Annotated in this window: 9 protein-coding genes; 7 read left to right on the plus strand and 2 right to left on the minus strand. The window is 60.2% G+C overall.

Going from position 1 to position 13,729, the window contains the following annotated elements:
* Positions 1–18: 18 nt before the first annotated feature.
* Positions 19–1,188: an acyl-CoA dehydrogenase gene (locus tag soil367_RS02420; protein WP_136546559.1), complete on the minus strand. Its 1,170-nt coding sequence runs from the start codon at positions 1,186–1,188 to the stop codon at positions 19–21.
* 107 nt (positions 1,189–1,295) lie between these two features.
* Entirely contained in the window at positions 1,296–2,501 is a 1,206-nt protein-coding gene (locus tag soil367_RS02425; RefSeq protein ID WP_136546561.1) for a 3-oxoadipyl-CoA thiolase, read from the minus strand.
* Between the two features lie 315 nt (positions 2,502–2,816).
* On the opposite strand from soil367_RS02425, the gene soil367_RS02430 reads away from it, so the two are divergent.
* The 7 genes from soil367_RS02430 to soil367_RS02460 all read left to right on the plus strand — a co-directional run bounded on the left by soil367_RS02430 (position 2,817) and on the right by soil367_RS02460 (position 13,642).
* Positions 2,817–4,187 (plus strand): hypothetical protein, encoded by a 1,371-nt coding sequence (locus soil367_RS02430; protein ID WP_136546563.1) that lies wholly within the window; start codon positions 2,817–2,819, stop codon positions 4,185–4,187.
* Positions 4,188–4,517: 330 nt separating this feature from the next.
* Positions 4,518–5,315: an IclR family transcriptional regulator gene (locus soil367_RS02435; RefSeq protein ID WP_136546565.1), complete on the plus strand. Its 798-nt coding sequence runs from the start codon at positions 4,518–4,520 to the stop codon at positions 5,313–5,315.
* A 369-nt stretch (positions 5,316–5,684) separates the two neighbouring features.
* The gene (locus tag soil367_RS02440; protein ID WP_136546567.1) at positions 5,685–7,778 is read left to right on the plus strand and encodes a 3-hydroxyacyl-CoA dehydrogenase NAD-binding domain-containing protein; all 2,094 of its coding nucleotides are present in this window, start codon (positions 5,685–5,687) and stop codon (positions 7,776–7,778) included.
* 179 nt (positions 7,779–7,957) lie between these two features.
* Complete coding sequence (locus soil367_RS02445; protein ID WP_136546569.1) at positions 7,958–9,142, plus strand: acetyl-CoA C-acyltransferase; 1,185 nt, start codon at positions 7,958–7,960, stop codon at positions 9,140–9,142.
* Between the two features lie 55 nt (positions 9,143–9,197).
* Positions 9,198–11,000 carry an acyl-CoA dehydrogenase gene (locus tag soil367_RS02450; protein ID WP_136546571.1) on the plus strand — a complete coding sequence of 601 codons (1,803 nt, stop codon included), beginning with the start codon at positions 9,198–9,200 and terminating at the stop codon, positions 10,998–11,000.
* 76 nt (positions 11,001–11,076) lie between these two features.
* Entirely contained in the window at positions 11,077–12,183 is a 1,107-nt protein-coding gene (locus tag soil367_RS02455) for a zinc-binding dehydrogenase (RefSeq protein WP_136546573.1), read from the plus strand.
* A 43-nt stretch (positions 12,184–12,226) separates the two neighbouring features.
* Complete coding sequence (locus soil367_RS02460; protein WP_136546575.1) at positions 12,227–13,642, plus strand: aldehyde dehydrogenase family protein; 1,416 nt, start codon at positions 12,227–12,229, stop codon at positions 13,640–13,642.
* The last annotated feature ends 87 nt before the right edge of the window (positions 13,643–13,729 follow it).

The following is a 13,729-nucleotide window of genomic DNA, read 5'->3' on the forward strand; positions in this document are numbered from 1 at the left end:
AACCTCGTCAGCAAGGCTTCAGTAAAACGCCTGAATCCCCGTCTGGCTCTTACCCAGAATCAACGCATGCACGTCATGGGTGCCTTCGTAGGTATTCACGGCTTCCAGGTTCATGACGTGGCGGATGACGTGGTACTCGTCGGCAATACCGTTTCCGCCATGCATGTCCCGCGCGACCCGGGCGATGTCGAGTGCTTTGCCACAGTTGTTGCGCTTCATCATTGAGACCGCGTTGGGGCTGGCCTGGCCGGCGTCCATGAGGCGGCCCAATTGCAGAACTGCCTGCAGACCGATAGTGACTTCTGTCTGCATGTCCGCCAGTTTTTTCTGAATCAGCTGGTTGGCAGCCAAAGGCCGCCCGAACTGCTTGCGCTCGAGGGTGTAGTTGAGGGCTGCATGCCAGCAGAACTCCGCGGCGCCGAGGGATCCCCAGCTAATGCCGTAGCGCGCTTTGGTCAGACAGCTCAAAGGTCCTTTAATGCCTTCCACATCGAGCCGGTTCTCTTCCGGGACGAATACTTCGTCCATAAAGATGGAGCCCGTTTCCGATGCGCGTAGAGAAAACTTTCCTTCGATCTTCGGCGTGTCCAGCCCGGTTGCGCCTTCGCGCTCGATAACAAAGCCGGTCACAACACCGTCAAGCTTACCCCAGACTACACAAATGTCGGCGATGGGCGAGTTGGTGATCCAGGTCTTTGAGCCGCTCAGCAGATAACCGCCGTCGACCTTCTTTGCCCGGGTTTCCATATTGCTGGGGTCTGAGCCGTGGTTGGGTTCGGTCAGCCCGAAGCAGCCGACCATTCGCCCTGACGCAAGCTCGGGCAGGATGCGCTTTTTCAGGGCTTCCTTGCCGTAGCTGAAGATGGGGTACATGACGAGGGAAGACTGGACGCTTAACGCCGAGCGGTATGCGGAATCGACGCGTTCGACTTCGCGCGCAATCAGCCCGTAGCAGACATGGTTGAGACCGGGGCCACCGTACTCTTCCGGCAGGGTTGCGCCGAGCATACCCAGGTCGCCCATGTCGGTGAAAATAGTGCGGTCGAATTTTTCGTGGCGATTGGCTTCGGTAATGCCGGGCATCAGACGTTGATCGCAGAACGAGCGGATGCTGTCCCGGACCTGGCGCTCGGTTTCGTCGAGCTGCTGGTCAAGTAGGAGCAGGTCATCCCAGGGTGCTGAGGACATGGCAGATTTTCTCCGGTTGCGGTGCGTTTGCGTCGGCTGAAACGAGAGCTGGCCGACGCAGCAAATGGGTTATGGCTGGAGCCGTGGTTCGAGCGCAGAACCAGCGTTTAGCGCGGCAGTCGCTCAATGACGGTGGCAATCCCCTGGCCAACGCCGATACACATACTGACCAGGGCGTAACGCCCCCCGGTCTGTTCGAGCTGGCGCAACGCCGTGAGGGTGACCCGGGCACCCGAGGCGCCAAGCGGGTGCCCGACGGCAATGGCGCCGCCATTGGGGTTGAGGCGTTTGTCTTCCGGGTCGATACCGAGCTGCTTGGCACAGCCGAGCACCTGGGAGGCGAAGGCCTCGTTGATCTCTATAACGTCCATGTCTTCCAGCTTCAGCTCGGCGCGCTGCAGGGCCTTGCGGCTGGCCGCGACCGGACCCAGGCCCATCAGGCGGGGTTCTACGCCAGCCACAGCAGAGGCGATAACACGGGCGCGAGGCTTGATACCATAGCGTTCACCAATTGCGCTGGAGCCCACCAGCAGTGCTCCGGCGCCGTCGTTGATGCCTGAAGCATTCCCCGCTGTGACCACGCCCCCCTCGAACAGCGGCTTCAGCCGCCCGAGGGAGTCCGCATTGGTTTCGGCGCGGGGGTGCTCGTCCTTATCGACAGTGACAGGCGGCTTTTTGCGGCCCTGGGGCACTTCAATGGACAGGATTTCATCGGTATAGAAGCCTGCTTGCAGCGCAGCCTGATAGCGTTCCTGGCTGCGCTGGGCAAAGGCATCGCTCTCCGCCCGGCTGATATTCAGCTCACGAGCTACATTATCTGCGGTCTGCGGCATGGTGTCATCGCCATACTGGCTCTCGACCAACGGGTTGGGGAAGCGAGCGCCTATTGTGCTGTCGAACGCGTTAAAGTCGCGGCTAAAGGGTGATGTAGCCTTTGCGATCACGAAGGGTGCCCGGCTCATACTCTCGACACCACCAGCCACAAAGAGATCACCCTCGCCACAGCGCACAGCCCGGGCAGCGTCAATAATCGCAGCCAGCCCCGATCCGCAAAGGCGGTTCAGGGTGAGCCCGGCGGTGGTTACCGGCAGCCCCGCCAGGAGCCCGGCATGGCGCGCCACGTTGCGCGCGTCCTCGCCAGCCTGATTGGTACAGCCGGCAAGCACGTCTTCGTACTCTTCGGGAGCAAAGGGATTGCGCTCCACAAGGTGGCGGATAACTGCGGCAAGCAGGTCATCAGGACGCAGCGGAGCAAGTGCACCGGCATGGCGACCAAAGGGTGATCGTATACCGTCATAGAGATAGGCGGTCATAGGCGTTTCCCCACTCGAGCCCAATAGTCCAGCTGCGCCGGACCAGTGAGCTTGCTATGTATAAAATGTTACGATAGTTTCGGCTAGCGGAATCATATTTTATAACCGCAAGATTAAAGTCTGCTGTTAGTGAAAGCAAGCCTCCGGCGCATCCATAACGTCCGGATAACGCGCCGAACAAGAAGGGCAGGGCTTCTGCCCCAAATGTGGCCTGCGGTGTCGCCGGTTCGAAGCCGAAAACGCACATGCCGATGGGGAAAGTATGAATCACATCAGAGCACCTCATTTCGCCCCATTCTGGCGGCGCGCGAACTGATGGTGGCGACCACCGTTTTTACTTGGCCAGCCGTTCTGCTACCGGTTGCAGTGTTGCTTGAGTTGCTGGCCGTGACCGGCGCGGGTGAGACGTTCAGTTATGTATCCTGCGGCCTGTTCTTCAGCTATTTTCTTCTCAGCCCGCGCGGACTGGAAATATACGCTCGCCTGTTGGGGCTTGTTGCAGTCGCTACCCTGGCCGGCCTGGCGTTCAATGGCCGGCTTGACCTGTCGAGGCTGGGCCACGCAGCCGAGGCCGCAGCCTTTTACTCAAGCTTTCTGGGAAGCCTCGGGTTGATGCAATCGCTCGTGAGACGGTTCGAACTGTTGCGGCGGGTGCATGACCTGCTGCTGGGTGGCAGACCTCTCTTCCTCTATCCCAAGTATGCGCTGACCAGTCTGAGCATCGCCTCCATCCTGAACTTCAGCGTGGTCAATGTGCTATGCGGTAGTCTGATGGAGACGCTGGACCAGCGCGGAATAGTCGGCGCCGAGCGGCAGCAGTGGCTACGCAGCATTCTTATCGTTACGCTGCGCGGTTTCGCCCTGGTGCCTTTGATTGCGCCCACCAGTGTAGCGATCGCGATAATCACGCGTGAGGTCCCGGCTCTTAGCTGGAGCATGCTGGTGCCCTACACGGCCGTTGCCGCCCTGGTCTTCGTGCTGGTTGGCTGGGCGCTGGAGGCACGCCGCTTCCGTCAGGTGAGCCACCAGCGCGTGGAGCTGAATGGGCTTCCGCCCGGTAGCGGTATTTTGGCTGTCTGTGTTGCCCTGCTCCTGGTAGGTATGGCGACGGTAGTTCTGCTGACGTCTCTTAGCGTATCCAAGGCCGCGATGCTCACCGTCCCCTGCCTGACTATCGGCTTTCTGTTGTTGCGCGAGCGCAACCCGCGTGCCTTGGGGCGGGAGCTGCAGGACAACCTGGTGGGCCTGCGCAACGAAATGTTCATTTTTGCCTGCTCTGCCGCCATCGGCAGCACCTTGGCCTCGATTGTGCCTGCGTATTGGGTGCAGGCCATCGCAGACACCGGCTCCGGCCAGTTGGGCTTCGCCATCGTGGGCATGCTCATGATTATGGGTGGTGCAGCTGTGGGCATTGCGCCTTTGGTCGTGCTCACGTTTCTGGCGGGCGTGCTGGGTCAGATACAACAAAGCGGCGCTCCCGTGCTGTTTAGCGGGGTTGCGCTTGCAGTTGGCTTCTCAATGGCTATGATGTTGTCGCCTTTCGGGCCATCCGTTATGGTGCTCGCCCGTTTCGGGCGGCTGTCCCGTTTGACGGTCGCGTTTGGGTGGAACCTGCGTTATACACTGGTCGCGCTCCCGGCCATTTGCCTGCTCCTGGTGCTGGCGATCAACTTTTCCACGCTGTGACACAGCGGTCCTGTGTACCGCGTCTCAATAGTTTTTCTTGCTATTCTTAATTTTTGTTCCGCGGAGCAAAATAAAGTATCATTTTAACGAGCTACGAAAGCGTATGACTGCTCCCGTACTAAGGGTCAGGGCGTTAAGAGAGATTTAAATAGCGGCTGCGGTGGCGGGCGCCGGACACGGCCACTAGTATGTAGGAAATGTCATAAAGTACTAGGTCATCATACTGCAGCCGGCGCGCGCTGTACGCGTGATGCAATTTATACGCTGGGCAGGAAATTCGAGCTATTCGGCAGCCTTGGCAAGCGATTCGAAGTTTAAAGTTGGGAACCCATGACCAAAAATATCAAAGAGCTGGAAGGCATCGAGAGCCCCCAGAAGGATCGCAAGTTTGTCGAGGCGCTCTCACGCGGCCTTAATGTGCTGAGGGCATTCAGCCAGGGGTCGGTGATTCTCGGCAACCAGGACATTGCACGGCTGACCGGCCTGCCAAAGCCGACTGTGTCCCGAATGACCTATACGCTGACCCAGCTGGGCTACCTGAGCTACTCTTCCCAGCTCGAGAAATACCAGCTCAGCTCTGGCGTTCTCGCGTTAGGTTACGCCTACGTATCGAACCTCAAGGTGCGGCAGCTGGCCAAGCCCTACATGGATGAGTTCGCGCGTCGCAACAACATGTCCGTGGGTCTCACGTGCCGCGACCGGCTTTACATGATTTACGTGGAAAACCGGCTACCGCCTGACGCTTCGATGCTGAGGATGGAAATCGGCCTGAAGTTGCCGATGGCGACCACGTCTGCGGGGCGTGCTTACTTTGCTGCTATTCCTGATGATGACCGGGAAATTCTACGAAGCAATATGGTCAAGAAGTACGGCGATCGCTGGCCTGAATTTGAGCCCGGGCTGGAGCAGGCGCTGTCTGACTACAAAACCCATGGCTTCTGCCTGTCGCTCGGTGACTGGGACCGCAATATCAACTCAGCAGGCGTACCCGTTTTTCTTCAGGACGGCACAGTCATGGCGCTGACATGCGCGGCACCGTCTTATCTGGTAACCGCGGAGCAGCTCAAGGGTTCCATTGCCCATGAGCTGGCAATGCTCGCCAGCGATATAGAATCGCTGGGGGTCTGATCTGGGCTAAGCCCTGCACCAACCCGACGCTGTATTTGCCTCAAGGGCTGCCCGGCATTATCTGCCAGCGCAGCCCTTTTTCTTGCTCTCCTTCTGCTTGTTCTAGCCCACCTCCCCAAGTCCTGAACCTGTTTTGCGGGCGTTCGTCGCCGTCAATTTCCTTGCTACGGTTGAAACGCTTTACGTTTTTGTATTAAATCGTTCCTTAGTTTCGCGTAACAGAACAAGGTTTCAAAATGGCATGGCTAGTGATCGTGCCGCCGAGCCATCGGCGGTTAAGGTCTGTTAGCCTTGTGAGGTTTAGGGTCGGGCCGCCTTTTTCGGCTCTGCGCCGCCGTTTTGTTATTCCGGATTTCACTAGGAGGGTTTATGTCACAGGTCGTCACTTACGAACGCCAGGGTCAGGTTGGGGTTATCAGCGTTAACTACCCCCCGGTCAACGCCCTCAGCCACGCGGTACGTTCAGGCTTGCAGGACGCACTGAAGAAAGGGGAGTCCGATAACGACGCCAGAGTTTTACTGCTGGTCTGTGAAGGGCGTACGTTCGTAGCCGGTGCCGACATCCGTGAATTCGGCAAGCCAATGCAGGAGCCCGGCCTTCCTGATGTGATCGGTAAATTCGAGAGCAGCACCAAGACGATTGTTGCCGCAATCCACGGCACAGCACTCGGCGGTGGCCTGGAACTGGCCCTGGGCTGCGACTACCGCGTTGCCCTGAATAGCGCCAAGGTTGGTCTGCCCGAAGTGAAGCTGGGTCTGTTGCCCGGCGCGGGCGGTACCCAGCGGCTGCCCCGCCTGACCGGCGCGGCCAAAGCCCTGGAAATGATCACCACCGGTGACTTCGTGGACGCTGTGCAGGCGCGGGAATATGGCATCGTCGATGCCGTTGAGAACGGTGGCGACGTCAAAGCCGTGGGCCTCGCCTACGCGGAAAAAGTCCTGGGCGAAAGCAAGCCCAAGCGCCCCGTTCGCAGCCTTACGGACAAAGTCGAGGCTGACAAGAACTCTTCGGCCTTTGATGAAGCCCGCGCCGCGTTGCGCAAGCGCTCGCCCAACCTGTTTGCACCGTTCAAGTGTGTCGACGCCGTGGAAGCCGCGTTCAAGCTGCCTTTCGACGAGGGTATGCAACGCGAGCGCGAACTGTTTATGGCATGCATGGAGTCGCCCCAGCGCGGGGGTCTGGTTCACGCGTTTTTTGCGGAGCGGGAAGTATCCAAAGTGCCGGGCCTCGACAAAAACACCCCGGTGCGCGACGTCAACAAGGTCGGCATTATCGGCGCCGGTACCATGGGTGGCGGCATCGCTATGAACTTCGCCAACGTTGGCATTCCGGTCCGCCTGCTGGAAGTGAAGCAGGAAGCGATCGACCGCGGCCTGGCCGTGATTCGTCGCAATTACGAGAACTCAGCCAAGAAAGGCCGTATCACGACCGCTCAGGTTGAAGAGCGCATGGCATTGATCCAGCCGACGCTGAGCTACGACGACTTCGCCGACGTCGACCTGGTGATTGAAGCGGTGTTCGAGGACATGGGCATCAAGAAGCAGATCTTCGGCACACTCGACAAGGTCTGCAAACCCGGCGCGATTCTGGCCTCCAACACCTCGACCCTGGATATCGACGAAATCGCCGAGTCCACCAGCCGGCCCCAGGATGTCGTCGGCATGCACTTCTTCAGCCCGGCCAACGTTATGAAGCTGCTTGAGAACGTGCGCGGCGCCAAGACAGCCGATGACGTCAAGGCGACGGTCATGACCCTGGCCAAACGGATCAAGAAAGTCGGCGTCATGGTCGGCAACTGTCACGGCTTTGTGGGCAACCGCATGCTGCACCAGCGTGGCGCCGAAGCCGTTTCCCTGGTTAATGAAGGCGCCAGCCCGCAACAGGTCGACAAAGTACTGACTGACCTGGGCTATCCCATGGGGCAGTTTGCCATGTCGGATCTGGCCGGCCTGGATGTGGGCTATCGCATCCGCCAGGAACGCCGTAAAGCAGGTGAGAATATCCCCGAGAGCTGGACGGACAAGCTGGCGGAGCAGAACCGTCTCGGTCAGAAGACCCAGGCCGGCATCTACCGCTACGAGGAAGGCAGCCGCAAGCCGATCCCTGACCCAGAAGTCGACGCGTTGATCGCCCAGTACCGCCAGGAGCAGGGCATTGAGTCGCGCGCGATCAGCGACCAGGAAATCCTCGAGCGCTGCATGTACGTCATGATCAACGAAGGCGCCAAGATTCTGGAAGAGGGCATCGCCACGCGTTCGCTGGAAATCGACGTTATCTGGATCTATGGCTACGGCTTCCCCGCCTACCGCGGCGGCCCCATGTTCTGGGCTGACCAGGTCGGCCTGGGCGAGATCCTGGCGCGGGTCAAGGAATTCCACAAGAAGACCGGCGGCAAGCAGTGGGAGCCTTCGGCGTTGCTGGAGCGTCTGGTAGCCGAAGGCAAGAAGTTCGGCGACCTCTGATCAGAGTGACTACTGGTCAAGGGGCGACAACACCTTGAGACCAGCCTGACCTCCGGGATCCTCCCGGCTTCGGAGGTCGTTGCCGGTGACGCCGCGTGCTCACCGGCAAACCTTCCCTTTTCTGTATCGCTGACCGGGTGTTTCCGGCAGCGAAAAATCCCATCAGTGGAGCTCGATCCATGTCTGAAGCTGTCATCGTTTCGACCGCACGCACCGGTCTTGGCAAGTCCTACCGGGGCGCCCTCAACAACACGCACAGCGTTGATCTTGCGGGTCACGTTATCCAGGAAGCTGTCCGCAGGGCCGGAATTGACCCCGCTATCGTCGAGGACGTAATTCTGGGGGCGACGTTCCACGAAGGCGCCCAGGGCAAGAACATGGCCCGCCTGGCCGCCATCCGCGCCGGTTTACCCACCTCAACCGCAGGCATGTCAATCAACCGCTTCTGCAGCTCGGGCCTGCAGGCGATCGCCCTTGCGTCCCAGCGCGTGCTGTCGGAAAAAGTCCCGGCGATGGTGGCCGGTGGGGTTGAGTCCATCAGTCTGGTGCAGAACGAGAAACTCAATGCGTTCCACGCGACCAACGACTGGCTGATGAAAAACAAGCCGGAGCTTTACCTGTCGATGATCGAAACCGCCGATACCGTCGCCAAGCGCTACGGCGTCAGCCGGGAAGCTCAGGACGAATATGCCCTGATCAGCCAGCAGCGCACGGCTGCGGCGCAAGAAGCTGGCAGGTTCGATGATGAGATCGTGCCGTTTGACACCACCATGCTGGTGAAAGACAAGGAGACCGGCGCAGTCAGCGAACGCGAAGTGACCCTGACCAAAGACGAGTGCAACCGCCCGAACACCACCCTGGAAGGTCTGGCCAAGCTTGAGCCGGTGCGAGGCTCCGAGCAGTTTGTCACCGCCGGCAATGCCAGCCAGCTGTCCGATGGTGCATCGGTCTGTGTCGTTATGGATTCCACCTACGCTGAGAAAAACAACATTGAGCCTATGGGTATCTTCCGCGGATTCGCCGTCGCAGGTTGCGAGCCGGACGAGATGGGTATCGGCCCTGTCTTTGCGATCCCGCGACTGCTGGAGCGTACCGGCGTGAAAATGGAAGACATTGATCTTTGGGAGCTGAACGAAGCGTTTGCGTCCCAGGTGGTTTACTGCCGCGACAAGCTCGGTATCCCCATGGACCGGCTCAACGTTAATGGCGGCTCCATTGCCGTGGGCCATCCCTATGGCGTCACCGGCTCGCGCCTGACCGGCCATGCCCTGATCGAGGGCAAACGCCGCGGGGCCAAGTACGTGGTTGTGACCATGTGCATCGGTGGCGGCCAGGGTGCAGCGGGTCTGTTCGAAGTCGTCTGATCCGCTTTTTAGGTGTTTTTGCTCAGCACAAATTGATGGCGAAAAGGTGGGCCCTATGGACCAGAAAATAATCAGTACTCAGGATCTGGCGTTTCAGCTTTATGAGCTGCATGGGGCCGAAGGCCTGCTGCGCTTTGCACGCTACCGGGACCACAGTCGCGACACGCTCGATGCCGCGCTTGAACTCGCCCTGAAAGTGGCGGCGGAGGAGTTCGCCCCTCACAACGCGCTGGCGGACGGCGAGGAACCCCGGTTTGAGGATGGCCGCGTGGTAATGCGCCCGGAGGTTGGCCCGGCGCTGAAAGTGCTCGCCGAAACCGGGCTCATGGCGGCAGGCCAGGACTACGAACGCGGCGGTATGCAGTTGCCCGTTGCCATCGCCCAGATGTGTGTGGGCATGCTCAAGGGCGCCAATGTCGGCACGCAGGGCTACGCTGGGCTGACAATCGCCGCGGCGAACCTGATCCTTGCCCATGGCAGCGACGAGCAGAAGGCGCGCTTTGCCGAGCCGATGCTGGCAGGTCGCTTTTTCGGGACGATGTGTCTCACTGAGCCCCATGCCGGTTCGTCCCTGGGCGACCTCAAGACGCGCGCTCTGCCGCAGGAAGACGGCAGTTACCGCCTCAGCGGCAACAAGATCTTCATCTCCGCCGGCGATCACGAACTCAGCGAGAATATTGTCCATCTGGTGCTGGCGCGCTTACCCGACGCGCCGGCGGGAGTGAAAGGGATTTCGCTGTTTATCGTGCCGAAGTTTATCGTTAACGAGGACAGCTCGCTCGGTCCCCGCAACGATGTCGCCTTGGCAGGCCTGATTCACAAAATGGGCTACCGTGGCACGACGTCGACCATGCTCAATTTTGGCGAAAAGGACGGCGCGGTGGGTTATCTGGTGGGCGAGCCCAACAACGGCCTTGCCGGCATGTTCCATATGATGAACGAGGCGCGGATCGGCGTAGGCCTCGGCGCCGTCATGCTGGGCTATACGGGCTATCTGCATGCGCTGGACTACGCGCGAGACCGACGCCAGGGGCGCCCGCTGGGGCAGAAAGACCCCCAGTCGCCCCAGGTGCCCTTGATTGAGCACGCCGACGTGCGACGGATGCTGCTGACTCAGAAAGCCTACGTCGAAGGCGGGCTGTCATTGTGTCTGTTCGGCGCAACGCTGGTGGACGAGAAGCGCTATGCCGAGGAAGCGTCAGACCGGCAGACCGCTGCGGCAATGCTGGACCTGCTCACACCCGTTATAAAGTCCTGGCCCTCACAGTTCTGTCTAGAAGCCAACAGCCTGGCGATTCAGGTACACGGCGGCTATGGCTACACCCGCGAGTATCCGGTTGAGCAGTTCTACCGGGACAATCGCCTAAACCCGATCCACGAAGGGACCCATGGGATTCAGGGGCTGGACCTGCTGGGTCGCAAGGTGTCCATGCAGGACGGCTTGCCCTACAAGGCGCTGCTAGTACGGATGCGCGAGACCCTGGCCCAGGCCCGGGAAAGCGCGCTGCTGGCCGATAATGGGCGGCGCCTCGCTGAGGCTGTGGATACCGTGGAAGCAGCCACGAAAGCCCTGGTAACCAGACGTAACGCAGGCGAAGTCGACAAGGCCATGGCCAATGCCTCGCTCTATCTGGAAGCCTTTGGCCATACCGTCGTGGGCTGGCTCTGGCTCCGGCAGGGGTTATGTGCTGAACAGGGCCTGGCTGAGGGCGGACCGCAGACAGAGGCCTTTTACCGAGGTAAGCTCAAAACCTGCGATTACTTTTGCCGCTACGAGTTGCCGCGTGTTCAGGCGCTGGGCTCGGTATTGGTCAGCGTTGACGCGACCACCCAGGAAATGGAGCCAGACTGGTTCTGAATAAGGACACTAGAAACTTAATCCGGAGGCGGTGCCGGCACTGGCCCCGCGGTGGAGCAATAATAAGGAAGAGCAGATGACACGTGAAGCTAAGGCGCTGGTATGCCGTGACTGGAACAAACCGGTCCAGGTGGAGACGATCACCGTCGCGCCGCCCCAGCGTAACGAAATCACCATCAAAGTTGCCGCCTGCGGCGTCTGCCACAGCGACCTGTCGGCCGCTACCGGTAAGATCCAGATGCCGCCGCCGCTGGTACTGGGGCATGAAGGTGCCGGTCGGGTCGTTGCGGTAGGCGAGGGCGTGACCGCCTTCAAGGAAGGCGATGCGGTTATCAGCTCGTTCATTTCCATGTGCGGCAAGTGTCGCCAATGTGTTCGCGGGCGCCCTGTTCTTTGCGAGAACGCGTCCAAGGCCCTGGTGACCTTACCCGACGGTACCGTGCGTACCCACGACAAGGATGGCAAGCCACTGAATGTGTTCGGCGCGTGCGGCGTGATGGCCGAGTACGCGACGCTCCACGTCGACAACGCGGTAAAAATTGACCAGGATGTGCCCCTTCAGAACGCGGCCCTCGTAGGCTGCGCAGTCATGACCGGGGTCGGCGCCGTCTTCAACACCGCACAGCTGGAGCCTGGCTCCCGCGCCGCGGTGTTCGGCGTTGGCGGCGTTGGTCTCAACGCCATTCAGGGGTGTCGCACGGCTGGTGCCGAGATGATCGTGGCCGTCGACACCAACAGTGAGAAGCTCGAGCTGGCCCGCCAGTTCGGCGCCACCCACACCATCAATGCCAAGGATGAGCCGGACGCCGCCAAAGCCGTGAAGAAGCTGACTGGCGGCGTCGACTATGCATTCGAGTGCGTCGGTGCAGGCTCAGTCGTCGCCCAAGCCTACAAGACGCTGGGTAAGGGGGGCACAGCGATCGTGGTCGGGGTGGCGGATCCGTCCGACAAAACTTCGTTCAGCACGCTTTCGCTGCCTGCCGAAGAGCGCACCATCAAGGGCAGCTGGCTCGGCTCAGCCCGTCCTCAGTACGACTTTCCCCGTATCCTGGCGCTCTACAAGGCCGGCAATCTCAAACTGGACGAGCTGATCACCCGCACCTATTCCATCGACGAAGCGCCTCAGGCCTTTGCTGATATGGAAAAAGGGCTCAACGCCCGCGGCGTCATCGTTTTCGACTGACCGTTAATAACTAACGCCGCGAACCGGCGAGGGATAAGGGAACATGAAACAGATCGACAAACTCTATATTAACGGTGAATGGGTCTCCTGGTCAGGAGACATGATTGACGTGCACGAGGCCGCCACCGGCGAAGTGCTGGCCAAGATTCCAGCCGGCTCACGGGCGGAAATGGAGCAGGCCATCGAAGCCGCGGACCGGGCATTTGCAACCTGGTCTGAAAGCACGGTAGATCAGCGCCTGAACGTGATCGGGCAGATCCAGGAACAGCTGGCGGCGCGCGCGGATGAGATCGCCGAAGCGATCAGCCGCGAAGTGGGTATGCCGCTGAAACTGGCAACCCAGATCCAGGCGGGGCTTCCTGCCGGGATCACCAAAAGTTACATGAAGTTGCTGCCGGAGTTCCCGTTTACGGAAACCGTGGGCAACTCGGAGGTTCAGTACGCCCCGGTTGGGGTGGTCGGCTGTATCACACCCTGGAACTACCCCCTGCACCAGGTCATCCTCAAGGTTATCCCGGCATTGGCCGCAGGCTGCACCGTTGTGCTCAAACCGTCGGAAATCGCGCCTTTAAGTGCTTTCCTGCTGGCTGAAATCATCGACGCAACCGACCTGCCCGCGGGCGCTTTCAATGTGGTCTCGGGCTATGGCCAGGAAGTGGGCGATGCCCTGATTCATCATCCCAAGGTCAAAATGGTTTCCTTCACCGGCTCTACCCGGACTGGCCAGACGATCTTCCATGCCGCCGCGGAAGATTTCAAACGGATCGCGCTGGAAATGGGCGGCAAGTCCGCCTCCGTGGTCCTGCCTGATGCGGATCTGAAAGGTGCGGTTAAAGGCACGGTCAACAACTGCCTGCTCAACTCCGGCCAGACCTGCACGGCACTGACCCGGCTGCTGGTGCCCCGGGACCGGCACGACGAAGCCTGCGAGTTGGCTAAAGAGGCTGTGGGCAAGATGACGCCGGGCAACCCGCTGGAAGAGACCACGCGCCTCGGGCCTCTGGCGTCTGCTGTTCAACGCGACCGTGTGCTGGAGTACATCCGCCTGGGGATCGAAGAAGGCGCGGATCTGATCTGTGGCGGCCCGGAAGCGCCGGAAGGGCTTGAGCAGGGCTACTTCGTCAAGGCGACGGTGTTTGGCAACGTTGACCCCAACTCCCGCATTGCCCAGGAAGAAGTGTTTGGCCCGGTGTTGTGCATTATTCCCTACGACGATGAAGCCCAGGCGTTGGAAATTGCCAATGGCACCCTATACGGGCTCTCGGGCGCCGTCTGGTCAGCCGATCAGGCCAAAGCCAAAGCGGTCGCCGGACGTATGCGTACGGGGCAGGTGTTCGTCAATGGCGGCGCGTTCAATCCTATGGCGCCGTTCGGTGGTTTCGGTCACTCGGGTATCGGTCGCGAATTCGGCAAGTGGGGGCTGGAGGAGTTTCTGGAGGTGAGATCGCTGCAGCTCTGACCTGTTGTGGCAGGCCACTGGATCACGAAAAACCGGAGCTCAGGCTCCGGTTTTTTGCTTCATCGCCCTGCCGTTTTGAGTGTCAGG

The organism is Hydrocarboniclastica marina, assembly GCF_004851605.1.
Classification (GTDB): domain Bacteria; phylum Pseudomonadota; class Gammaproteobacteria; order Pseudomonadales; family Oleiphilaceae; genus Hydrocarboniclastica; species Hydrocarboniclastica marina.